The 22,321-nt window shown below is 69.8% G+C and carries 19 protein-coding genes, 1 rRNA gene and 1 riboswitch; of the genes, 5 read left to right on the top strand and 15 right to left on the bottom strand.

Features of this window, described 5'->3' with window-relative positions; all coding sequences use genetic code 11:
* Window positions 1-6 precede the first annotated feature (6 nt).
* The 3 genes from kdpB to kdpF are packed head-to-tail and all read right to left on the bottom strand — an operon-like array spanning window position 7 to window position 3,851.
* Complete coding sequence (gene kdpB, locus ACFYW5_RS15545; protein WP_389417505.1) at window positions 7-2,094, bottom strand: potassium-transporting ATPase subunit KdpB; 2,088 nt, start codon at window positions 2,092-2,094, stop codon at window positions 7-9.
* Window positions 2,091-3,755, bottom strand: coding sequence for a potassium-transporting ATPase subunit KdpA (gene kdpA / locus ACFYW5_RS15540; RefSeq protein WP_389417504.1), 1,665 nt, complete (start codon window positions 3,753-3,755; stop codon window positions 2,091-2,093). Before kdpA ends, kdpB begins: the two co-directional genes overlap by 4 nt.
* A gap of 6 nt (window positions 3,756-3,761) precedes the next feature.
* Window positions 3,762-3,851, bottom strand: coding sequence for a K(+)-transporting ATPase subunit F (gene kdpF / locus ACFYW5_RS15535; protein WP_016434100.1), 90 nt, complete (start codon window positions 3,849-3,851; stop codon window positions 3,762-3,764).
* 252 nt (window positions 3,852-4,103) lie between these two features.
* Here kdpF and ACFYW5_RS15530 point away from each other — a divergent pair, with 252 nt between their 5' ends.
* From ACFYW5_RS15530 to ACFYW5_RS15515, 4 genes are all read left to right on the top strand, one after another.
* A complete protein-coding gene (locus tag ACFYW5_RS15530; protein WP_389417503.1) occupies window positions 4,104-4,502 on the top strand; it encodes a molybdopterin-binding protein in 399 nt (132 codons plus the stop codon).
* A gap of 174 nt (window positions 4,503-4,676) precedes the next feature.
* Complete coding sequence (gene modA, locus ACFYW5_RS15525) at window positions 4,677-5,492, top strand: molybdate ABC transporter substrate-binding protein (RefSeq protein WP_389417502.1); 816 nt, start codon at window positions 4,677-4,679, stop codon at window positions 5,490-5,492.
* Entirely contained in the window at window positions 5,489-6,316 is an 828-nt protein-coding gene (locus ACFYW5_RS15520; protein WP_389417501.1) for an ABC transporter permease, read from the top strand. Before modA ends, ACFYW5_RS15520 begins: the two co-directional genes overlap by 4 nt.
* On the top strand, window positions 6,313-7,365 hold the full coding sequence (locus ACFYW5_RS15515) for an ABC transporter ATP-binding protein (RefSeq protein WP_389417500.1): 1,053 nt from the start codon (window positions 6,313-6,315) through the stop codon (window positions 7,363-7,365). Before ACFYW5_RS15520 ends, ACFYW5_RS15515 begins: the two co-directional genes overlap by 4 nt.
* Window positions 7,366-7,460: 95 nt before the next feature.
* Here the strand turns inward: ACFYW5_RS15515 and gcvP are convergent, their stop codons facing one another.
* Window positions 7,461-10,346: an aminomethyl-transferring glycine dehydrogenase gene (gene gcvP, locus ACFYW5_RS15510; RefSeq protein ID WP_389417499.1), complete on the bottom strand. Its 2,886-nt coding sequence runs from the start codon at window positions 10,344-10,346 to the stop codon at window positions 7,461-7,463.
* A 173-nt stretch (window positions 10,347-10,519) separates the two neighbouring features.
* A riboswitch (glycine riboswitch) is annotated at window positions 10,520-10,616 on the bottom strand.
* Window positions 10,617-10,729: 113 nt separating this feature from the next.
* Here gcvP and ACFYW5_RS15505 point away from each other — a divergent pair.
* Window positions 10,730-11,104, top strand: coding sequence for a PRC-barrel domain-containing protein (locus tag ACFYW5_RS15505; RefSeq protein WP_389417498.1), 375 nt, complete (start codon window positions 10,730-10,732; stop codon window positions 11,102-11,104).
* Window positions 11,105-12,018: 914 nt separating this feature from the next.
* Here the strand turns inward: ACFYW5_RS15505 and ACFYW5_RS15500 are convergent.
* The 11 genes from ACFYW5_RS15500 to rrf form a co-directional block, all read right to left on the bottom strand.
* A complete protein-coding gene (locus ACFYW5_RS15500) occupies window positions 12,019-13,416 on the bottom strand; it encodes a DNA polymerase IV (protein ID WP_389417497.1) in 1,398 nt (465 codons plus the stop codon).
* An 84-nt stretch (window positions 13,417-13,500) separates the two neighbouring features.
* Window positions 13,501-14,184 carry a MerR family transcriptional regulator gene (locus tag ACFYW5_RS15495; RefSeq protein ID WP_389417496.1) on the bottom strand — a complete coding sequence of 228 codons (684 nt, stop codon included), beginning with the start codon at window positions 14,182-14,184 and terminating at the stop codon, window positions 13,501-13,503.
* 205 nt (window positions 14,185-14,389) lie between these two features.
* Window positions 14,390-14,863: a bifunctional nuclease family protein gene (locus ACFYW5_RS15490; protein ID WP_006144119.1), complete on the bottom strand. Its 474-nt coding sequence runs from the start codon at window positions 14,861-14,863 to the stop codon at window positions 14,390-14,392.
* Window positions 14,864-14,947: 84 nt separating this feature from the next.
* Window positions 14,948-15,685 (bottom strand): MerR family transcriptional regulator, encoded by a 738-nt coding sequence (locus ACFYW5_RS15485; RefSeq protein ID WP_389417495.1) that lies wholly within the window; start codon window positions 15,683-15,685, stop codon window positions 14,948-14,950.
* A gap of 20 nt (window positions 15,686-15,705) precedes the next feature.
* Complete coding sequence (locus tag ACFYW5_RS15480; RefSeq protein ID WP_389417494.1) at window positions 15,706-16,665, bottom strand: FHA domain-containing protein; 960 nt, start codon at window positions 16,663-16,665, stop codon at window positions 15,706-15,708.
* Between the two features lie 61 nt (window positions 16,666-16,726).
* Window positions 16,727-17,560: a DUF881 domain-containing protein gene (locus tag ACFYW5_RS15475; RefSeq protein WP_389417493.1), complete on the bottom strand. Its 834-nt coding sequence runs from the start codon at window positions 17,558-17,560 to the stop codon at window positions 16,727-16,729.
* A gap of 5 nt (window positions 17,561-17,565) precedes the next feature.
* Window positions 17,566-17,898 carry a small basic family protein gene (locus ACFYW5_RS15470; RefSeq protein ID WP_003988855.1) on the bottom strand — a complete coding sequence of 111 codons (333 nt, stop codon included), beginning with the start codon at window positions 17,896-17,898 and terminating at the stop codon, window positions 17,566-17,568.
* Window positions 17,895-18,803 (bottom strand): DUF881 domain-containing protein, encoded by a 909-nt coding sequence (locus ACFYW5_RS15465; RefSeq protein WP_389417966.1) that lies wholly within the window; start codon window positions 18,801-18,803, stop codon window positions 17,895-17,897. Before ACFYW5_RS15465 ends, ACFYW5_RS15470 begins: the two co-directional genes overlap by 4 nt.
* A 98-nt stretch (window positions 18,804-18,901) precedes the next feature.
* Entirely contained in the window at window positions 18,902-21,397 is a 2,496-nt protein-coding gene (locus ACFYW5_RS15460; RefSeq protein ID WP_389417492.1) for a sugar phosphate nucleotidyltransferase, read from the bottom strand.
* Window positions 21,398-21,510: 113 nt separating this feature from the next.
* Window positions 21,511-22,119, bottom strand: a complete 609-nt coding sequence (locus tag ACFYW5_RS15455) for a CDP-alcohol phosphatidyltransferase family protein (protein WP_389417491.1) — start codon at window positions 22,117-22,119, stop codon at window positions 21,511-21,513.
* 107 nt (window positions 22,120-22,226) lie between these two features.
* Window positions 22,227-22,321, bottom strand: a 5S ribosomal RNA gene (rrf, locus tag ACFYW5_RS15450); the annotation flags it as partial.

Below are 22,321 nucleotides of genomic sequence, written 5' to 3'. Positions count from 1 at the left end.
GGTCCTTCACCCGATCCCGGGGATCAGCGAGACGATCGAATCGATGAGCTTGATGCCGACGAAGGGTGCGATCAGCCCGCCGAGTCCGTAGACCGCGAGGTTGCGGCGGAGCATCCGGTCCGCGCTCATCGGCCGGTACCGCACTCCGCGCAGCGCGAGCGGCACCAGGGCGATGATGATCAGCGCGTTGAAGACGACCGCGGACAGGATCGCCGAGTCCGGCGATGACAGGCCCATGATGTTCAGCCTGTCCAGGCCCGGATGGACGGCCGCGAACAGCGCCGGGATGATCGCGAAGTACTTGGCGACATCGTTGGCTATCGAGAACGTGGTCAGCGCTGCCCGAGTGATCAGCAACTGCTTGCCGATCTCCACGATCTCGATCAGCTTCGTCGGATCCGAGTCGAGGTCGACCATGTTGCCGGCCTCCTTGGCGGCCGACGTCCCCGTGTTCATCGCCACGCCGACGTCCGCCTGGGCGAGCGCCGGGGCGTCGTTCGTGCCGTCGCCCGTCATCGCGACCAGCTTTCCGCCGGCCTGCTCCCGTTTGATCAGCGCCATCTTGTCCTCGGGGGTGGCCTCCGCCAGGAAGTCGTCGACGCCGGCCTCCTGCGCGATGGCCTTGGCGGTGAGCGGGTTGTCCCCCGTGATCATGACGGTCCGGATGCCCATCCTGCGCAGTTCCTCGAACCGCTCGCGCATGCCCTCCTTGACGACGTCCTTGAGGTGGATGACACCGAGCACCCGGGCCCCGCCGGCATCCTCGACCGCGACCAGCAGAGGCGTACCGCCCGCCGCGGCTATCAGCTCGGCCAACTCCCTGGCGTCCTCAGCGACTTGGCCGCCCTGCTCGGCCACCCAGGCCAGCACCGAACCGGCCGCGCCCTTGCGGACCTTGCGCCCGGCGACATCCACCCCCGACATCCGGGTCCGGGCGGTGAAGGGGATCCAGCGGGCCTGCGCCAGTTCGCCCTCGCGCCGCTCGCGCGGCCCGAACCGCTCCTCGGCCAGGACGACGACGGAACGGCCCTCAGGCGTCTCGTCCGCCAGCGACGACAGCTGGGCGGCCCCGGCGAGTTCGGCGGCGGTCACCCCGCGCACCGGCACGAACTCCGCCGCCTGCCGGTTGCCGAGCGTGATGGTGCCGGTCTTGTCGAGCAGCAGCGTGGCTACATCACCCGCGGCCTCGACCGCACGGCCCGACGTGGCGAGCACATTGCGCTGCACCAGCCGGTCCATGCCCGCGATGCCGATCGCGGAGAGCAGGGCGCCGATGGTGGTCGGGATCAGACAGACCAGCAGCGCCACCAGCACGACCGTCGTCAAGTGGGCGCCCGCATAGCCGGCGAACGGCGGGAGGGTGGCACAGGCGAGCAGGAACACGATCGTCAGGGACGACAGCAGGATGTTCAGCGCGATCTCGTTGGGCGTCTTCTGCCGCGCGGCGCCCTCGACCAGGTTGATCATCCGGTCGACGAAGGTCTCCCCCGGCTTGGTCGTGATCTTCACGACGATCCGGTCGGAGAGCACCTTGGTACCCCCGGTGACGGACGAGCGGTCCCCGCCCGACTCGCGGATGACCGGCGCCGACTCACCGGTGATCGCCGACTCGTCGACGCTGGCCACGCCCTCGACCACGTCCCCGTCGCCGGGGATGACATCGCCCGCCGCGCAGACGACCAGATCACCGACCCGCAGCTCGGTCCCGGCGACCACGGTCCCGTCGGCCTTGCGGGCCACCGTGCCGGTCCTGGCCTTGCGCAGGGTGTCCGCCTGCGCCTTGCCGCGCCCTTCGGCCACGGCCTCCGCGAGGTTCGCGAAGAGGACCGTCAGCCACAGCCAGCCGCTGATCGTCCAGCCGAACCAGTCTCCGGGATCCGCGAAGGAGAACCCGGTCGTCAGCACCGAGCCGACCAGCACCACGAACATCACGGGAGACTTGATCATCACCCGCGGATCGAGCTTGCGGAAGGCGTCCGGCAGCGACCGCAGCAGCTGCCGGGGCGCGAACAGACCGGCGCCGACGGTGTGCGGGGCCCGGGTCGGGGCGGTGGTGGACATGGCGTCCTCGGGATGTGTTACGTCGATGGTCATGCCGCCAACCCCTCGGCGAGCGGTCCCAGCGCCAGGGCCGGGAAGTAGGTCAGACCGGTGATGATCAGGATGGCGCCCACCAGCACGCCGGTGAACAGCGGTTTCTCGGTGCGCAGGGTGCCCGCGGTGACCGGCACCGGCCGCTGCTCGGCGAGCGAGCCGGCCAGCGCCAGCACGAACACCATGGGCAGGAAACGGCCGAGCAGCATGCACAGGCCGAGGGTGCTGTTGAACCACTGCGTGTCCGCGTTCAGCCCGGCGAAGGCCGAGCCGTTGTTGTTGGCGGCGGAGGTGTAGGCGTAGAGGATCTCGGTGAATCCGTGGGCCCCGCCGTTGCTCATCGAGTGGGGCGGGGTGGGCAGTGCCATCGCCACGGCGGTGCAGACCAGGACCAGGGCCGGGGTGACGAGGATGAAGCAGGCCGCCGCCTTGATCTCGCGGGTGCCGATCTTCTTGCCGAGGTACTCGGGCGTACGGCCGACCATCAGACCGGCGAGGAACACCGCGATGATCGCCATGATCAGCATGCCGTAGAGGCCGGATCCGGCACCCCCGGGCGCGATCTCGCCCAGCATCATGCCGAGCAGGGTGATGCCGCCGCCGAGGCCGGTGAAGGAGGAGTGGAAGGAGTTCACCGCACCGGTCGAGGTGAGCGTCGTCGACGTGGCGAAGATCGAGGAGGCGCCGACCCCGAAGCGGACCTCCTTGCCCTCGTACGCCCCGCCGGCGATCTCGAACGCCGGGCCGTGGTGGGCGAACTCGGCCCACAGCATCAGCGCGGCGAAGCCGAGCCAGATGACGCCCATGGCGGCGAGGACGGCGTACCCCTGCCGGACCGAGCCGGTCATGACCCCGAACGTCCGGGTCAGGGAGAACGGGATGAGAAGCATCAGGAAGATCTCGAAGAGGTTCGAGAACGGCGTCGGATTCTCGAACGGATGCGCGGAGTTGGCGTTGAAATAACCGCCGCCGTTGGTGCCCAGCACCTTGATGGCCTCCTGCGAGGCGACGGCACCCCCGTTCCACTCCCGCGAGCCACCCGTGAACTGCCCGACCCCATGGATGCCGGAGAAGTTCTGGATGACCCCGCAGCCGGCGAGCACGACCGCCGCGACGACAGCCAGCGGCACCAGCACGCGTACGACGCCCCGCACCAAGTCGGCCCAGAAGTTGCCGAGTTCACCGGTACGCGACCGCGCGAACCCGCGTATCAGCGCGACCGCGACGGCCATGCCGACCGCGGCGGAGACGAAGTTCTGCACGGCGAGGCCGGCGGTCTGCACGACATGGCCCATGGCCTGTTCACCGGCGTAGGACTGCCAGTTGGTGTTGGTCACGAAGGACACGGCGGTGTTGAACGCCTGGTCCGGGTCGATCGACGTGAACCCCAGTGAGCCGGGCAGCACGCCCTGGAGCCGCTGAAGGGCGTACAGGAAGAGGACCCCGACGAGCGAGAAGGCCAGCAGGGCGCGCAGATAGGCGGGCCAGCGCATCCGGGTGTCGGGGTCGGCTCCGATCCCCCGGTAGATCCACTTCTCGACGCGCCAGTGACGGTCGCTGGAGTAGACCCGGGCCAGGTGGTTGCCGAGGGGAATGTGGACGAGGGCGAGCGCCCCTGCCAGTGCCAGCAGTTGAAGCACGCCGGCGAGTACGGGACCCATCAGCGCTCAGAACCTCTCGGGGAAGATCAGGGCGAGGACGAGATAGCCCAGCAGGGCGACGGCCACGACGAGGCCGACGATGTTCTCGGCGGTCACAGCCTGGTCACCCCCTTGGCGACGAGAGCCACCAGCGCGAAGACCGCGACCGTGGTGACGACGAAGGCCAGATCGGCCATCGTGAGCTCCTGGAGTTGAGATGCGGTGGGAAAACAGGGACGGGTAGAGCGAACCTCTCCCCTGACCGCTTCCGACCGCCGTTGACGGCTCCCATACGGATCACCGACCGTCCTTGACGGTTCTCTTACGCCGACGGCCGAAAGCCAAGGTCGACGCCCTATCGTGACCGGCATGCAGTCCTACACGATCGGTCAGGCCGCACGACTTCTCGGGGTCAGCCCGGACACCGCCCGCCGCTGGGCGGACGCGGGCCGGATGGCGACCCACCGCGACGACAGCGGCCGGCGGCTCATCGACGGCCGGGACCTGGCCGAGTTCTCGGTGGAGCTCGCCAGGACGGCGGCCGCACCCGACGAGGAGGCCCCCTACACCTCGGCCCGCAACGCCTTCCCCGGCATCGTCACCGCGATCAAGCTCGGTGACGTGGCAGCCCAGGTGGAGATCCAGGCCGGCCCGCACCGGCTGGTCTCCCTGCTCACCCGGGAGGCCGTGGAGGAGCTGGGCCTGGAGGTCGGCATGGAGGCCACGGCCCGGGTGAAGTCGACAAACGTACACATCGACCGCACCTGAGACCCACACCTGGTCTCGCACATACGAACCTCCATCCCCCTTCCCCCTCGCTCATACGAAGAGCCAGCAGACTTTCTCCTCGTATCTGCGTAAGTATCATCGGCGTATGCGAGGGGAGGCCGACGGTGAGTCCCGGCGGCTTCCTCCCCCGGAGACCGAGGGAGTGGACCCGTGATGACCCCTTACGCCCGCCGGACCCGCAGGACGGTGCAGGCGGCCGGCGCGGGAGCCGCCGTACTGCTCCTGCTGAGCGCCTGCTCCTCCTCGTCCGGGTCCTCCTCCGAGGCGTCCGGCTCCTCGGGCTCGTCCAGGCTCTCCGGCACGGTCACCGTCTTCGCCGCCGCCTCCCTCCAGGAGAGCTTCACCCAGCTCGGCGAGACGTTCGAGAAGGAGCACCCCGGCACCGAGGTCACCTTCAGCTTCGGCGGCAGCGACACCCTCGCGGCGAACATCACGGGCGGCGCCCCCGCGGACGTGTTCGCCGCGGCCAGCCCGCAGACCATGGAGATCGTGACGGCCGCGAAGGACGTGGCGGGCACGGCGTCCACGTTCGCCCGCAACCAGCTGGAGATCGCCACCCTGCCGGGCAACCCGGACGAGATCTCCTCCCTGAAGGACCTCACCGAGCCCGGCCTGAAGGTCGTCCTGTGCGACAGGACCGTGCCGTGCGGCGCGGCGGCGGACAGGGCGCTGGCGGCGGCGGGGCTGACGGTCACGCCCGTCTCCTACGAGCAGGACGTCAAGGGCGCCCTGACCAAGGTGGAGCTCAAGGAGGCAGACGCCGCCGTCGTGTACCGGACGGATGTACAGGCGGCGGGTGACAAGGTGGACGGCGTGGACTTCCCCGAGGCCGCCGACGCCGTCAACGACTACCCGATCGCCCTCCTCAAGGACGCGCCGAACCCGGACACGGCCAAGGCGTTCATGGCCCTGGTGCGGTCCGCCGAGGGCCGAAGGGCCCTGACCGAGGCCGGGTTCCTGAAGCCGTGACGCACCCCGCCGCGCCCTCGAAAGGCGGCCCCGGGCGCCCGCGGCCCCGCCTGGTGCCGCTGCCGCTGCTGCTCCCCGCGCTGCTGGGTCTGGCGTTCCTGGTCGTCCCGCTGATCGCCCTGCTGGTCCGCACCCCGTGGAGCACCCTGCCGGACCAGCTGACCAGCCCCGAGGTCTGGGACGCCCTGCGCCTGTCCCTGCTCTGCGCCACGGCGGCCACCGCCCTGAGCCTGTTCCTGGGCGTCCCGCTGGCCTGGCTGCTGGCCAGGACCGACTTCCCCGGCCGCGGCCTGGTCCGCGCCCTGGTGACCCTGCCGCTGGTCCTGCCCCCGGTGGTGGGCGGCGTGGCGCTGCTCCTGGCGCTGGGCCGCAACGGCGTGGTGGGCCAGTGGCTGGACAGCTGGTTCGGCGTCACGCTCCCCTTCACGACCGCGGGAGTGGTGGTGGCGGAGACCTTCGTGGCGATGCCGTTCCTCGTCATCAGCGTCGAGGGCACGCTCCGGGCGGCGGATCCCCGCTACGAGGAGGCGGCCATGACCCTGGGCGCGTCCCGCTTCACGGCGTTCCGCAGGGTGACGCTGCCGCTGATCGCCCCGGGCATCGCGGCCGGAGCGGTCCTCGCCTGGGCGCGCGCACTGGGCGAGTTCGGCGCCACCATCACCTTCGCGGGCAACTTCCCGGGCCGCACCCAGACCATGCCCCTCTCGGTCTACCTGGCCCTCCAGTCCGACCCGGCAGCCGCCATCGCCCTGAGCCTGGTGCTCCTCGCGGTGTCCATCACGGTGCTGGCAGCACTACGGGACCGATGGATGGCGACCCCATGACCGACACCCGCCCGGGTCTGGACACCCACCTGATCGTCGACCGGGACACCTTCCACCTGGACATCGGGCTCACCGCCGCCCCCGGCGACGTCGTGGCCCTCCTCGGCCCCAACGGCGCGGGCAAGACCACCGCCCTGCGAGCCCTCGCCGGCCTGGTCCCCCTGACCGCCGGTCACCTGCGCCTCGACGGCACCCCCCTGGACCGCACGCCCCCCGAACACCGCCCCGTCGGCGTCGTCTTCCAGGACTACCTCCTCTTCCCCCACCTCACCGCCCTCGACAACGTCGCCTTCGGCCCCCGCTGCCAAGGCGCCACCAAGGCCGAGTCCCGCGCCCAGGCGCGGACCTGGCTGGACCGCATGGGCCTCGCCGACCACGCGCACGCCAAGCCCCGCCACCTCTCCGGCGGCCAGGCGCAACGCGTCGCGCTGGCCCGGGCCCTCGCCACGAACCCGCGCCTCCTGCTCCTCGACGAGCCCCTGGCGGCCCTGGACGCCCGCACCCGCCTGGAGGTCCGGGCCCAGCTGCGCCGCCATCTCGCCGAGTTCGCGGCGGTGGCGGTCCTCGTCACCCACGACCCCCTGGACGCCATGGTCCTGGCGGACCGACTGGTGGTCATCGAGCAGGGCCGGATCGTCCAGGAGGGCACCCCCTCGGACATCGCCCGCCACCCCCGCACGGACTACATCGCCCAGCTGGTGGGCCTGAACCTCTACAAGGGCACGGCGGCGGGCCACACGGTCCGGCTGGACGCGGGTCCCGTCATCACCACCACGGAGGACCTCACCGGCCCGGTGTTCGTCGCGTTCCCCCCGGGCGCCGTCACCCTGTTCCGCGACCGCCCCACCGGCGCCAGCGCCCGCAACCTCTGGCACTGCCAGGTGGAGGGGCTGGAAACCCACGGCGACCAGATCCGCGCCGACCTCACCGGCGAACTCCCCCTCGCCGCCGACCTCACCACGGTCGCCGCGGCGGAGCTGGACCTGCACCCGGGCGCCCCCGTCTGGGCCACGGTCAAGGCGACGCAGACCCACGCCTACCCGGCCTAGGCCGTCCGTCCGGCCGGCGGGAAACAGGAGCGGGAAACAGCGAAGGGCTCCCCCCGAGCCGTACAGCCCGGGCGGAGCCCCTCGCCTACGCCGGATCAGCCCTCGTACGCGTCCATCGGCGGGCACGAGCACACCAGGTTCCGGTCGCCGAAGGCCTGGTCGATACGGCGCACCGGCGGCCAGTACTTGTCCGCGGCCGAGACCCCGCCCGGGAACACGGCCTCCTCGCGGCTGTACGCGTGCTCCCAGTCCCCGCCCAGCGCGGCGGCGGTGTGCGGGGCGTTCCGCAGCGGGTTGTCGTCCGCGGCCCACTCGCCGGAGCCGACCTTCTCGATCTCGCCGCGAATGGCGATCATCGCCTCGCAGAACCGGTCCAGCTCGATGAGGTCCTCGGACTCGGTCGGCTCGATCATCAGCGTGCCGGCCACCGGGAAGGACATCGTCGGCGCGTGGAAGCCGTAGTCGATGAGCCGCTTCGCGACGTCGTCGACGCTCACACCGGTCGCCTTGGTCAGCGGCCGCAGATCGATGATGCACTCGTGCGCGACGAGCCCGCCCGGGCCGGTGTACAGCACCGGGTAGTGCGGCTCCAGGCGCTTGGCGATGTAGTTCGCGCTGAGCACGGCGACCTGCGTGGCCCGCTTCAGCCCCTCGCCGCCCATGAGCCGGACGTACGACCACGAGATCGGCAGGATCCCCGCGGAACCCCACGGCGCCGCCGAGATCGGCCCGACACCCGTCTCGGGGCCGGCGCTCGGCTGCATCGGGTGGTTCGGCAGGTACGGCGCCAGGTGCGCCCGCACACCCACCGGGCCGACGCCCGGGCCACCGCCGCCGTGCGGGATGCAGAAGGTCTTGTGCAGGTTCAGATGCGAGACGTCACCACCGAAGTGACCCGGCTTGGCCAGGCCCACCAGCGCGTTGAGGTTGGCGCCGTCGACGTAGACCTGCCCGCCCGCCTCGTGCACCTGCGCGCAGATGTCGGCCACGTGCTCCTCGAAGACGCCGTGCGTCGAGGGGTACGTGATCATCAGCACCGACAGCTCGTCGCGGTACTGCTCGATCTTCGCCCGCAGGTCCTCGACGTCGATCTCGCCGTCCTCGGCGGTCCGGACGACGACGACCTTCATGCCCGCCATCACGGCGCTGGCGGCGTTGGTGCCGTGCGCGGAGGACGGGATGAGGCAGATGGTGCGCTGCTCGTCGCCGTTGGCCCGGTGGTAGCCGCGGACGGCGAGCAGACCGGCCAGCTCACCCTGCGATCCGGCGTTCGGCTGGAGGCTGACCTTGTCGTACCCGGTGACCTCGGCGAGACGTTCCTCCAGCTCGCGGATGAGCGTGAGGTAACCCCCCGCCTGCTCCTCCGGCGCGAAGGGGTGCAGCTGCCCGAATTCGGGCCAGGTGACCGGCTCCATCTCGGTCGTCGCGTTGAGCTTCATCGTGCAGGAGCCCAGCGGGATCATGCCGCGGTCGAGCGCGTAGTCACGGTCGGCGAGGCGGCGCAGGTAGCGCAGCATCGCGGTCTCGGAGCGGTACTGGTGGAAGACCGGGTGGGCCAGGAACTCGTCCCCGCGCACCAGCGCCGCCGGCAACGCGTCCTCGGCCCGCGCGTCCAGCGCCTCGACGTCCCCGTCCACCCCGAAGGCGCTCCACACCGCGGTGAGCTGGGCCCGGCCGGTGGTCTCGTCGCAGGCGAGGGAGACGTGGTCGGCGTCGACCAGCCAGAGGTTCACGCCGTTCTCCCGCGCGGCCGCGACGACCTCGGCGGCCCGACCGGGCACCCGCACAGTGAGCGTGTCGAAGTAGGAGCCGTGCACGACCTCGACTCCGCCGGCGGTGAGCCCCGCGGCCAGGATCGAGGTGTACCGGTGGACCCGCCGGGCGATGCTCTTCAGCCCTTCGGGCCCGTGGTAGACGGCGTACATGCCGGCCATGACGGCGAGCAGCACCTGCGCCGTACAGATGTTGCTGGTCGCCTTCTCCCGGCGGATGTGCTGCTCACGCGTCTGCAGCGCGAGCCGGTAGGCCTTGTTGCCGTCGGCGTCCACGGACACCCCGACCAGCCGCCCGGGCAGGCTGCGCGCGAACTTCTCGTGCACGGCCATGTAACCGGCGTGCGGACCGCCGAAGCCCATCGGCACACCGAAGCGCTGCGTGGTGCCGATCGCGATGTCCGCGCCCAGCTCGCCGGGGGAGGTCAGCAGCGTCAGCGCGAGCAGATCGGCGGCGACGGTGACCAGCGCGCCGAGCTCATGGGCCTGCTCGATGACGGGCTTGATGTCCCGCACGGCACCGGAGGCGCCCGGGTACTGGATGAGCACGCCGTTGATCTCGCGCGAGGCGATGCCGTCCGGAATGCCCTCGCTCAGGTCGGCGACGACCACCTCGACGCCCGTGGGCTCGGCCCGCGTCTGGATCACGGCGATGGTCTGCGGAAGGGCGTCCGCGTCGATGAGGAACAGGCCCTTCTTGTTCTTGCCCATGCGCCGGGACAGCGCCATGGCCTCGGCAGCCGCCGTGCCCTCGTCGAGCAGCGAGGCACCGGAGGTGGGCAGCCCGGTGAGCTCGGCGACCATCGTCTGGAAGTTCAGCAGGGCCTCCAGGCGGCCCTGCGAGATCTCCGGCTGGTACGGCGTGTAGGCCGTGTACCAGGCCGGGTTCTCCATGACGTTGCGCAGGATGACCGGCGGGGTGAAGGTGCCGTAGTAGCCGAGCCCGATCATGGAGTCCAGCACCTGGTTGCGGTCGGCGAGGGTCCGCAGCTCGGCGAGCACCTCGGCCTCGGTCCGCGCGCCCGGCAGGTCGAGGGCGTCGGCGTTCTTGATCACATCCGGCACCGCGGCGGCGGTGAGCTCGTCCAGCGAGCCGTAGCCGACCTGGGCGAGCATCTTGGCCCGAGCCTCATGATCAGGACCGATGTGACGCTGCTCGAAGGGGATCCCTTGCTCGAGCTCGGAGAGCGGAATGCGATAGGCGGTCATTGCGGAGGCCTCCTGGTCGACACGACCTTCGAGGGGCACCACGGCACGGGTACCCGGACGGCCTCCCCCTCTGTCATCTCAACCTGAGAGCTTCACCGGGGCATGAGGGCGCCCGGCTTTCACCGTCGGTGAGAGCGGAAGCCGTCGACACCCGCTCTGCTTTCCAGAGTGACCTCGTCCGTGCGGTACGTGGGCCTGAGAGATTCCGGGGAGGATTTGCTCCTTCGGCGCCTCCGGATGGTGTCCGGAGGACTCTCCCGCACGGGGTCAGCAGCCGCTGTCAGCCTACCAGCGAGGTCAACGCCCAGGCGTTCGAGTGGCCGCGCACCCGAATGTGCTCTTTCGTAGTGCTTACGGATGAGTTGCGACCAAGTGGAGGGCACGTGCAGACCGACATCGATCCGCGCAACCTGATCGGCCGCAAGGCGTTCGACCGCAACGGTACGAAGCTCGGCACCATCGACGAGGTCTACCTCGACGACGCCACCGGCGTACCGGAGTGGGCAGCCATACGAACGGGCCTGTTCAGCAGGGACGCCTTCGTCCCCCTGGAGCCCAGCGAACTGGTGGAGGGCGCCCTCCGCGTCCCCTTCGACCGCTCCCTGATCAAGGACGCCCCCGACTTCGGAGTAGGCCGCCACCTCTCCCCGGAACAGGAACTCCAGCTCTACCACCACTACGGCCTGGACCTGACCTCCCCCACACCCCCCGACTACGACTTCGGCAACTTGGCAGGCACAGAAGAAGCAGACACCTAAGCCCCCCACGTAGCCCCGCAACGCGACCGCACCCGACACCCCTCGTGCCCCGCACCGACGCGCCCCCTGGCAGCCCCGGGATCTGGGCCTCCGCTCCCCTCCGCTCCCCGCAGCTAGGCGCCCGCGCCCGCGCCGCCCCGCAACTGCCTACCTGCACGCCCTCGCAGCGGAGCAGCCGCGTCCCTCGTGACCCAGGGCAGCCAGGCCGTCGTCGCGGATCCAGCGCTGCTCGGGCGCACCAGCTGGGTGACGACGTCCCCCGCCGCCCCGCAGCTGGGTACCCGCACCCCTCGCGCAGCCCCAGTGCTGGGCCTCCGCGTCCCTCCTATCCCCGCAGCTGAGCGACCGCGCCCCCGCCGCCCCGTAGCTGCACCTGCACGCCCTCGCAGCGGGACGGCCGCGCCCCTCCTGGCCCAGGGCAGCCAGGCTGTCGTCGCGGATCCAGCGCTGCTCGGGCGCACTAGCTGGGCGACCGCACCCCTCGCAGCCCCAGGAGCTGGGCCTCCGCGTCCCACCTCGCCCCGCAGCTGAGCGACCGTGCCACCACCGCCCCGTAGCCGCCTACCTGTCTGCCCTCACAGCGGGACGGCCGCATCCGTCGTAGCCCCCTAGCTGAGTGACCGCGGCCCCCGCCGCCCCGCAACTGGGTGACCGCACCCCTCGCGCCCCTGGCTGCATGACCGCATGCCCATAGCTCCGAGTCGCGTGCCGTGTATCCCATAACCCGCAGCCGCACATCCCTCAGCCTGTTGCTCAAAGCCCTACAGCCCATCGCCCGCACAACCCCCGGCCCGCACCCCCGCTGCGGGCAGTCGTGCCGCTGGGGCGGCACGGGTGGGCTGGGCCCCTCTGGGGGAGGCACCCCGCCAACGCGGGCGAGTGCACCAACCCCCCACCAACACCGCCCCCACCCCTCACGCCCGCACCTCATCCACAGCAACCCCCGGCCTCCGCGGCACCAACGGCAACGGCTCCGCAGGAACAAGCTCAGGATCATCGACCCGAAACGTCCGCACCCGCCCCGGCCCGGACTCCGGCGTCTCGAACCGCACAGTCACCCGCCCCACCCCACTCCCCTGCACCCACCCATGCCCGAACTCCGCATGCCGAACGTCATGCCCAGCAGCCCACCGCCGCTCCACAGCCGCCCCCATCTCCGCAGCCGCACCCACACCCCCGGCCTCGCCAACCTCGCCGGCCCCGTCCTCTCCCACATCCTCCGCACCCCGACCCCGTTCCCCCGCGGCCTGCGCGAACAGATCCTCCTGCGTGTAGTCGGCAAGCCCACTGACCCCCACCCCCAGCAACCGCACACCCCCCGTCGTGTCCACCGACTCCAGCAACCGCCCCGCGGCCTCCCGCACGACCGCCGGATCATCCGTGGGCCCCCGCAACGTCTCGGACCGAGTCAGCGTGGAGAAGTCGTACCGCCGCACCTTCAGCACAATGGTCCGCCCGGACAACCCGGCCTCCCGCAACCGCCGCACACACCGATCCGCGAGCCGCTGCACCTCCAGCCCCACCCGCACCCGGTCATGGATGTCCACGTCATACGTGTCCTCCACGGACACCGACTTCGTCTCCCGCTCAGCCACCACCGGCCGCTCGTCCCGCGCCAGCGCCATGGCGTACAGCGCATGCCCGTGCGCCTTCCCCAGCATCCGCACGAGCTCGTCCTCGCCCGCCTCGGCCAGCTCCTCGACCGTGTGGATCCCGGCCCGCCGCAGATGATCCCCGGTGGCCGGCCCCACCCCCGGCAGGGTCCGCACCGGCATCGGCCCCAGCATCGCCCGCTCGGTCCCCGGCTCGATCACCACCAGACCGTCCGGTTTGGCCTGCTCGGAAGCGATCTTCGCGAGCATCTTGCACGCGGCGAGCCCCACGGACCCCGTCAGCCCGGTGACCGCCCGTATGTCCGCCCGCAGCTTCGCCCCCACCAGCCGCGCCGACGCCTCGTCCCAGGCCGCTCCCCCGGCCTCCAGATCGACGAACGCCTCATCCAGACTCAACGGCTCCACCAGCGGCGACAGCGCCCGCAGCAGCGCCATCACCTGCTCACTGATCGACCGGTAGAACGCGAACCGCGGCACGAGATACGCGGCGTTCGGTGCGAGCCGCCGGGCCTGCGCCATCGGCATCGCCGAGTGCACCCCGAAGACCCGGGCCTCGTAGGACGCGGTGGCCACCACACCACGCGGCCCCAGCCCGCCCACGATGACCGCCTTCCCGCGCAGACTCGGCTTGGACGCCTGCTCCGCCGAGGCGAAGAAGGCATCCATGTCGAGATGCAGGATCGTGGGCGTGTTTCTCACATGTCCGATGCTGCCCTACGCCACTGACAATGCCCCCGAGCGGCCTCCACGCCGCCCCGCACAGCCCACACGGCGGAGCCGTCCTCAGACCGCCCGGTTCCGCCGCCGCGCCAGCTCGTCCGCCGGATTGGGGCCGACCAGCGTCTCCCCGGTGTCGATGCGCTCCCCGTGCAGCTGCGACAGCGCGCTCTCCACGTCCCGCCACACCACGCCGACGGCGATCCCGAAGACTCCCTGCCCGCTCTGGAGCAGCGCGTGGACCTCGTCGGGCGAGGTGCACTCGTAGACCGTGGCGCCGTCGCTCATCAGCGTCATGCGCTCCAGGTCACGAAAGCCCCGCTCCCGCAGGTGCTGCACCGCGGTGCGGATGTTCTGGAGCGAGACACCGGTGTCTAGGAACCGCTTGACGATCTTCAGGACGACCACGTCCCGGAAGCTGTACAGACGCTGCGTCCCCGACCCGTGCGCGGGCCGCACACTGGGCTCGACGAGCCCCGTACGGGCCCAGTAGTCCAGCTGCCGATAGGTGATGCCGGCCGCCGCGCAGGCCGTCGGGCCCCGGTAGCCGATCTGCTCGGACGTCATGGACGTCGCCCCTCCGCCGCTCGGCACGGCCGTCGGTCGCTGCGGGGCGCGGTCGGCCGCACCACCCGGCTGGGGGTATCCCCCGCCGGAGCGGAGTCGTGAGCTCGGGGGAGGGTACGGACCGCTCTCCCCGAGACCGCGTCCGGGGGCACCCCCAGCCGTACCGTCGCCGCTGCTTCTCACGCCGACCTCCGTCCTTGACCTGCCTTCTCGACGGTAGGCAGTCACCAGGGGTGCGTCAACGATCGCCACACTCGGCACGCCGAGTGATAATCACCCTAGGAGTGGTTTCCCGTACCCCACCGCGGGGAAAGGCTAGCCGAATGCGCTCGGAGCGGGCCGCAGGACGCTCTCACTCGCCGCTGGCAATTGCCGGGAACCGGACGTCTCACTGGCTGCTCGTGCCGAAATCCTCGGGCGAGATCTGGTCGAGGAACTCGCGGAACTTCTCCACCTCGTCCTCCTGCTCGTCCGGAATCGCGATCCCCGCGTCGTCCAGCACGCCGTCACTGCCGTAGATCGGCGTTCCGGTGCGCAGGGCCAGTGCTATGGCGTCGGAGGGACGCGCGCTCACCTCGACGCCGCTGGCGAAGACCAGCTCGGCGTAGAAGACGCCGTCACGCAGGTCCGTGATGCGCACTTCGGTGAGCTCCTGGCCGACGGCCTCCAGCACGTCCTTGAACAGGTCGTGGGTCAGCGGTCGTGCGGGGGCCATGCCCTGCTGGGCGAAGGCGATGGCCGTGGCCTCCCCCGGCCCGATCCAGATGGGGAGGTAACGGTCGCCTCCCACTTCGCGCAGGAGCACGATCGGTTGGTTGGAGGGCATTTCGACCCGGACACCTACGACATCGAGCTCGTTCACACAGCAACCCTAGGCCGTGCCCGGGACGTTTGGGTAGTCGGGCAGGAAACGGGCGGCCCATCCGGACCGCCCAGGCCCTCCGGGTCAGGGCAGCCGCACCCCGAGCGCGGTCTGCACGAGCGCCGCGTGCAGCTTCACCGTGAGCCCCGCCAGCTCCTTCGTGCGGGCCTCGGCATGGGCCCTGGTCTGCGGGTTGCGATGGCGTCTGAGCGGTGCCACGACCTGGTCCACGAGCCCGGCCTCCCGGTCCGCGGCGGCCTTCATCGCCCGCAGATGCCGCGGCTCGATCCCGAACCGCCCCAGTTCGACGACGAGCGAGGCCACGGTGACCGCCTCGGCGTCGTACGCCCCGTCCGGCAGCGGGGCGATCAGCCCGTACGACTCCCACTCCTCGAGCTCCCGCTCGCCGATCTCCGCGGCGGCCAGCAGCTCGCTCCGCCCGATCCGGGCCGCCGTAGGAGCATCGGAGAGCTCCGGTCCGGCCTCTCCGTCGCGCTGTCGGCCCACGGTGGGCAGCGCCACGGCCTCGCCGCGCTCCATGGCGTCCAGGTGCTCCCTGATCACCTTGAGGGGCAGATAGTGGTCCCGTTGCATCCTCAGCACATGGCCGAGTCTCTCGACGTCGTCGGCGCTGAACTTGCGGTAACCCGAAGGGGTCCGCTGCGGTTCGACGAGTCCCTCGGACTCCAGGAAGCGGATCTTGGAGATGGTGACTTCGGGGAACTCGTCGCGCAGCACGCTCAGCACGGTGCCGATGCTAATCAGCCCGCTGTCCGTGGCGGCAGTGCCGTGTCCGGCACCGCCGCTCGGTGTGTGAAGCATGGACCTTCTCCGGGGGAGGGTCAGTAGCCTCGCTGGCTCGCGTGGAAGACCAGCCGGTACTTGCCGATCTGCACCTCGTCACCGTTCGACAGGGCGACCTGGTCGATCCGCTCGCGGTTGACGTACGTGCCGTTCAGGCTGCCCACGTCGGCCACGGTGAACGAGCCGTCCGGGCTCCGGCGGAACTCCACGTGCCGGCGCGAGACGGTGACGTCGTCCAGGAAGATGTCGCTCTGCGGGTGACGGCCGGCCGTGGTCAGGTCGCTGTCCAGCAGGAAGCGGCTGCCCGAGTTCGGCCCGCGGCGCACCACCAGGAGCGCGGAGCCGAGCGGCAGCGCCTCGACGGCGGCCTGCGCCTCGGGGGACAGCGCCGGGATCTGCGTCTGGCCGGTGGCCTCGGCGTCGTAGGCCTCGAGACCGGAGATGGAGATCGTGGAGGTGGTCTCGGACGGACGCTCGGGCACCGCACCCGCCCGCAGCGGAGCACCGCAGTTGGAACAGAAGCGACTGTTCTCCGCGTTGCGGTTACCGCACCTCGTGCACACCAGGGCCGACATGGACGGATCCTCCTGCCGCGGCTGCCCCGCGGGGGCATTGGACGCATACGGGTCGGCGGTGAACCCTCCACCCGTACCTGAGGTTGAGGGTTGCCCGAAACCTATGCCTCCGGCCTGGGCAGGGTCAACAGACGGCGCGCCCTGACCTCCGGAAATGTCCCCGCCCGGGCCACCCACCTGGTCCCGGAACAACGGCCGCTGGCCCTCTGCGTCAGGCTGCGCGCGGTGGCGGGCGGTGGCGTTGTCGTTGCCCTGCCGCGCGCTCTTGCCGAACAACTTCGCAAACAACTTCACGGGCGATTCCCCTTGACTGAAACAGACCCGCCCGTGGGGCAGGACGAACCCTGACTGCACACTCCGGCCGACCCGGACATCCTCACAACGTCCGTATCCACCAGACAGTTTCCACCACGCACCACCCATTCGGTGCGCCGACCCCCCGCAACCTCATGCCCTCGCCGGACGTCCCCCATGCACCCCCGATTCACCGCGAGGACGACCGAGCGTAGTCAGGCTGCTGCGCGGCTCGCAAGGCGTCCACAACGATCTTGTCCGACCGCTCGACCGTCACCACGGCCTGCTCCTTCTCGAGGGTCTGCACCACGCCTCCAGGGATGTTGAGCGCCGGTTCGAGGTCCTGAGGTTTGCCGATGACCTTGAAACGATAGGGCGCGTTGATCTTGTTCCCGTCGACGCTCACGGAGTTTCCCGAATCGGTCAGATAGGTCCCTGCCACCACGCGTACCCCATTCACCTGGATCGCCTCCGCACCGGCCGCACGCAACTCCTGAATGGCGTCGAGCAGCATGTCCGCCTCGACCGTGCCCTTCGTGTCGTCGATGACCACCGTGATGCCGGGTCCTTGCGCCGCCACCGTGCCCGCCAGGATGCCGAGTTGCCGCTCCTTCTCGACCGTCTGCCGACGAGCCTCCTCGGCCTGGTTCGAACTGTTCTCGAGCTCGTCCCGCTGCTGCTCGAGTCCCTGCTTCTCGTCCTCAAGACGCTGTGTGCGGTCATCCAGTTCATCGAGGATCCGGACAAGATCCTCCTGGCGCGCGCCGCGCAGGGCGTCGTCCCCGTCGCTGTTGGAGGCGACCTGCACGGCCAGGCCGAAGCCGAGGCCGAACAGCAACAGGGCGACGATCAGTTGAGCCCGGGTGACCCGCGGCGGCCAGAGCCCCTTGGCGAGCCGCTGCCGTCCGGTGAGCTCCGGCCGCGTCTCCGCCTCGTGCGCGCCTACCGCGGCCGCCTGGGACGGGACCTCGTCGGGCAGTTCCTTGCGCAGCCTGTTCTCGGCCGCCTCGTCCTGGTTGCTCATCGGTCTCACGCCCGGAACACGTGCCGGCGGATCGCCGCGGCATTGGAGAAGATACGGATCCCGAGGACCACGACGACACCGGTGGACAGCTGCGCCCCCACACCCAACTTGTCACCGAGGAACACGATCAGCGCGGCGACGACCACATTGGACAGGAAGGACACCACGAAGACCTTGTCGTCGAAGATCCCGTCGAGCATGGCCCGCAGGCCACCGAAGACGGCGTCCAGCGCCGCCACGACGGCGATCGGCAGATAAGGCTCCACGACCGCCGGAACCTCAGGCCGGACCAACAGGCCGGCCACGACTCCCACGACGAGGCCCAGTACGGCGATCACGATGTGCCCTTCTCGCTTTTCTCGGTGTTCGGCTGCGCTGTTCGTACGGTCACACGGGGTGCCGCCGGCAGCCGGAGGTCCTCTTCCACGGAGATTGCCGTCCGGATGCCGAAGTTCTCCTGCAGGGCATGCAGATACAGCCCGTCGGCACTGTCCTGGAACCTGGTGCTCAGCCGCTCCCCGTCCCCCACCGCGAGCACTGTGTACGGCGGTACCAGCGGCTTGTTGTCGACCAGTATCGCGTCGCCCGCGGCCCTGATCGCCGACAGGGCCGTCAGCCGCTGTCCGTTGATGGAGATCGCCTCGGCGCCCGACTCCCACAGCCCGTTGACCACCCGCTGCATGTCACGGTCGCGCACCCGCCCGGTGTCGGAGAACCCGGAGGTCTCACGCGGATCCCCGTCACCGCCCCCACCGGCTTCCCGGGCGTCGTCGACGACCAGCTTCACCCCGGGTCCGTGCACCTCGACGGCGCCGGACAGGATGCCCACGAGCTCCCCCTGCTCGCTGCCGCTCTCCTTCAGCGCCTCACGCTGGCGCGCGCTCACCTCTTCGCGCAGCTCGTCGACGCTGTCCTCGAGCTTGTCCGCGGCCTCGGTCTCCTGATCGATCCGGTCGATCAGTTCCTCGCGCTCCTTCGCCACCACAGGAGCCGCGACCCGCGCCTGGGCCGCCCCGACGGTGACGACGAGGGCGGCCAGCACCAGACCGGCCGCGAGTCCGAGCTTCGCCCTGAGGGTCTTGGGCAGACCGCCGTCCGCCGCCTTCTTCCGGGCCGCCGCCTCGGCGTACCCGTCATCGAGGCTGTGATCCATGACGTTGGTGAGCAGCGACATGGAGGCGTCCGGGCGCGAGGGTCGCGTAGGAGTGCTCCGAACGGGGGGCTGCTGCGGCATGCCGCACATCGTCGCACGTCGCGCCACGTACCTCCGAATGGCCCCACCGGCGTGCCGGACAGGCCCCCTTGGGGACACTTGTCCGGCACGCGCGCGTGCTGGGGATTTCAGCGCCCGGCGCTGTCCACCACGGCCGACCACTCGTCGAGCAGGGCCTGGGCCGACGCGTCGTCGGGACCCTCCGCCCACAGATGGGTGACGGCCTCGGCCGGGTCGGGCAGGACCATCACCCAGCGCCCGTCGGTCTCCACCACCCGCACACCGTCCGTGGTGTCCACGAACCGGTCACCGGCAGCCTCCACGACCCGTCGCATCACGAGTCCCTTGACCGCCCACGGGGTCGCCAGATCCCGCTTGAGGACGTGCGCCCGCGGAATCCGCGCGTCGATCTGGCTGAGGGTGAGCTGTGTCCGCGCCACCAGCCCGATCAGCCGTACGAAGGCCGCCGTGCCGTCGAAGACACCGCTGAACTCGGGGACGATGAACCCGCCCTTGCCGTCACCGCCGAAGATGGTGGTCTCGTCCCGGCCGACCCGCGTCAGGTCGTCGGGCGACGTCGTCGTCCAGTCCACCTGTGTCCCGTGGTACGCCGCCACCTGCTCGGCGATCCTCGTGGTGGTCACCGGCAGCGCGACCCGCCCACTGCGCCGCTCGGCGGCCACCAGGTCGAGCATCACGAGCAGCGCCCGGTCGTCCTCGACGATCCGTCCCTTCTCGTCGACCAGCGACAGCCGCTCACCGACCGGGTCGAACCGCACTCCGAACGCGGCCCGCGCGGAGGCGACGATCTCGCCCAGCCGCACCAGCCCGGAACGACGAGCGTCCGCCGTCTCGGTCGGCCGGGACTCATCCAGACCGGGATTGATGGTCAGCGCGTCCACACCCAGCTTGCCGAGCAGGCTGGGCAGCACCAGGCCGGCGCTGCCGTTGGAGGCATCCACGACGACCTTCAGCCCGGACTCCGCGATCCCGGTCGTGTCCACGTTCCGCAGCAGCGATCCGGTGTACGAGTCGAAGACGCTGGCCGGGAAATGGAGATCCCCGATCTCACCGGGGAACGCCCGCCGGTACTCCTGACGCGCGAACACCCGGTCCAGCTTGCGCTGACTGCCCTGCGACAGATCGGCGCCCTGGCTGTCGAAGAACATGATGTCCACGGAGTCCGGCACACCGGGCGTCGTCCGGATCATGATCCCGCCGGCGCTGCCGCGAGCGGTCTGCTGTCGCGCCACGGGCAGCGGTACATTCTCCAGATCCCGTACGTCGATGGCGCTCGCCTGCAGCGCGGAGATCACCGCACGCTTCAGCGCCCGAGCACCACGGGAGTGGTCGCGGGCCGTGGTGACGGTGGACCCCTTCTTGAGGGTCGTCGCATAGGCACCGGCGAGGCGTACAGCGAGTTCCGGCGTGATCTCCACATTGAGGATTCCGGACACGCCACGGGCACCGAACAGATGCGCCTGCCCCCGGGACTCCCAGATCACCGAGGTGTTGACGAACGCACCGGCCTCAATGATCTTGAACGGATAGACCCGCACATTGCCCTGAATGATCGACTCTTCACCGATCAGGCACTCGTCGCCGATGACGGCGCCGTCCTCGATCCGGGCGGCACGCATGATGTCGGTGTTCTTGCCGACGACACAGCCCCGAAGGTTGCTCTGCTGCCCGACATACACGTTGTCGTGCACGACGGCCTTGTGCAGGAAGGCGCCGCTCTTCACGACCACGTTGGAGCCGACCACGGTGTGCTCCCGGATCTCGGCGCCGGCTTCCACCTTGGCGTAGTCGCCGATGTAGAGAGGGCCACGAAGAACGGCGTCAGGATGCACCTCGGCGCCCTCGGCCACCCACACGCCCGGGGAGATCTCGAACCCGTCGAGCTCGACGTCGACCTTGCCCTCCAGGACATCGGCCTGCGCCTTCACATAGCTCTCGTGGGTGCCGACGTCCTCCCAGTAGCCCTCCGCGATGTACCCATAGATCGGCTTGCCTTCCTTCATCAACTGCGGGAAGACATCGCCGGACCAGTCGACGGGCACATCGGCCTCGACGTAGTCGAAGACCTCGGGCTCCATGACGTAGATACCGGTGTTCACCGTGTCGGAGAAGACCTGGCCCCAGGTCGGCTTCTCGAGGAAACGCTCGACCTTGCCTTCCTCATCGACGATGGTGATTCCGAATTCCAGAGGATTCGGCACCCGCGTCAGGCAGACGGTGACGAGCGCGCCCTTCTCCTTGTGGAAACGGATCAGGTCGGTGAGGTCGAAGTCGGTCAGGGCATCACCGGAGATCACAACGAAGGCGTCGTCCTTCAACGCCTCTTCGGCGTTCTTGACGCTTCCGGCGGTACCGAGTGGCTTCTCCTCATTGGCATAGGTGAGCTCCATTCCGAGCTCTTCACCGTCACCGAAGTAGTTCTTGACCAAGGAGGCCAGGAACTGGACAGTTACGACGGTCTCGTTCAGCCCATGCCTTTTGAGCAGCCTCAGCACATGCTCCATGATCGGCCGGTTGGCCACCGGCAGGAGCGGCTTGGGCATGCTTGAGGTCATGGGACGAAGGCGTGTGCCTTCGCCTCCGGCCATCACGACGGCCTTCATGTCGGAAGCGTCCTCCTCTAAGACGACGGTCTAGCCGACTTCACCCGTCCAAATTGTCCCGCACTTTTCGTCAGCGGGCCATCGAGCCGCTGGAGCCCGGCAATGGGCGAGGTTCAATCGGCCATGGTGTCCGCACGGACAAGGCGGCGGACCTGTACCACGTAGAGGACTCCTGCCCACCAATAGAGGGTTGTACCCCATCCTGCGAACGCCCATCCGAAAATAGCAGCAAGTGACGGGAGCCACCCACTCCCGTCACTGAGCAGGAGCAACGGGAAGGCGTACATCAGGTTGAAGGTAGCCGCCTTGCCCAGGAAGTTCACCTGGGGCGGCGGATAGCCGTGACGCCTGAGGATGCCCACCATCACCAGCAGCAGCAGTTCTCGTGCCAGAAGTACACCGGTCAACCACAGCGGCAAAATCTCCCGCCAGGTCAGTCCGACCAAAGTCGAGAGAATGTAGAGCCGGTCCGCGGCGGGGTCCAGGAGCCGGCCGAGGCTGCTGATCTGGTTCCAGCGCCGCGCGAGCTTGCCGTCCAGGTAGTCACTGATCCCGCTCAGCATCAGCACCAGCAGGGCCCAGCCATCGCTCTTCGGCCCGCCGAACTCCGGCCAGAGGATCAGCCACAGGAACACGGGCACGCCAACGAGGCGAGCCATGCTGAGGATGTTGGGGATGGTGAGGACCCTGTCCGTCTGGACACGGGTCTCCTGGACCTCCACCCGGGGCCTCCTGAGGGAAACGTGCGAACGATGCTCCCTGACCTTACCTCAACGCAAAAAAGCTCTGGCTCCTGGGCAGATGCCCAAGAGCCAGAGCTGTAAAAGGAGTTCGGCGGTGTCCTACTCTCCCACAGGGTCCCCCCTGCAGTACCATCGGCGCTGTAAGGCTTAGCTTCCGGGTTCGGAATGTAACCGGGCGTTT

Source organism: Streptomyces sp. NPDC002779, from assembly GCF_042888685.1.
Classification (GTDB): Bacteria; Actinomycetota; Actinomycetes; order Streptomycetales; family Streptomycetaceae; genus Streptomyces.
Note: the sequence above shows the minus strand (reverse complement) of the source record. Positions and strands in the feature narration are given on the sequence as shown.

Excerpts from the sequence above, each read along its gene's own strand:
- kdpB (WP_389417505.1), bottom strand. The coding sequence starts at position 2,094 with ATGACCATCGACGTAACACATCCCGAGGACGCCATGTCCACCACCGCC.
- kdpA (WP_389417504.1), bottom strand. The coding sequence starts at position 3,755 with ATGGGTCCCGTACTCGCCGGCGTGCTTCAACTGCTGGCACTGGCAGGG.
- ACFYW5_RS15530 (WP_389417503.1), top strand. The coding sequence starts at position 4,104 with ATGCAGTCCTACACGATCGGTCAGGCCGCACGACTTCTCGGGGTCAGC.
- modA (WP_389417502.1), top strand. The coding sequence starts at position 4,677 with ATGACCCCTTACGCCCGCCGGACCCGCAGGACGGTGCAGGCGGCCGGC.
- ACFYW5_RS15515 (WP_389417500.1), top strand. The coding sequence starts at position 6,313 with ATGACCGACACCCGCCCGGGTCTGGACACCCACCTGATCGTCGACCGG.
- gcvP (WP_389417499.1), bottom strand. The coding sequence starts at position 10,346 with ATGACCGCCTATCGCATTCCGCTCTCCGAGCTCGAGCAAGGGATCCCC.
- ACFYW5_RS15485 (WP_389417495.1), bottom strand. The coding sequence starts at position 15,685 with ATGCTTCACACACCGAGCGGCGGTGCCGGACACGGCACTGCCGCCACG.
- ACFYW5_RS15480 (WP_389417494.1), bottom strand. The coding sequence starts at position 16,665 with ATGGGTGGTGCGTGGTGGAAACTGTCTGGTGGATACGGACGTTGTGAG.
- ACFYW5_RS15475 (WP_389417493.1), bottom strand. The coding sequence starts at position 17,560 with ATGAGCAACCAGGACGAGGCGGCCGAGAACAGGCTGCGCAAGGAACTG.
- ACFYW5_RS15465 (WP_389417966.1), bottom strand. The coding sequence starts at position 18,803 with ATGTGCGGCATGCCGCAGCAGCCCCCCGTTCGGAGCACTCCTACGCGA.
- ACFYW5_RS15460 (WP_389417492.1), bottom strand. The coding sequence starts at position 21,397 with ATGAAGGCCGTCGTGATGGCCGGAGGCGAAGGCACACGCCTTCGTCCC.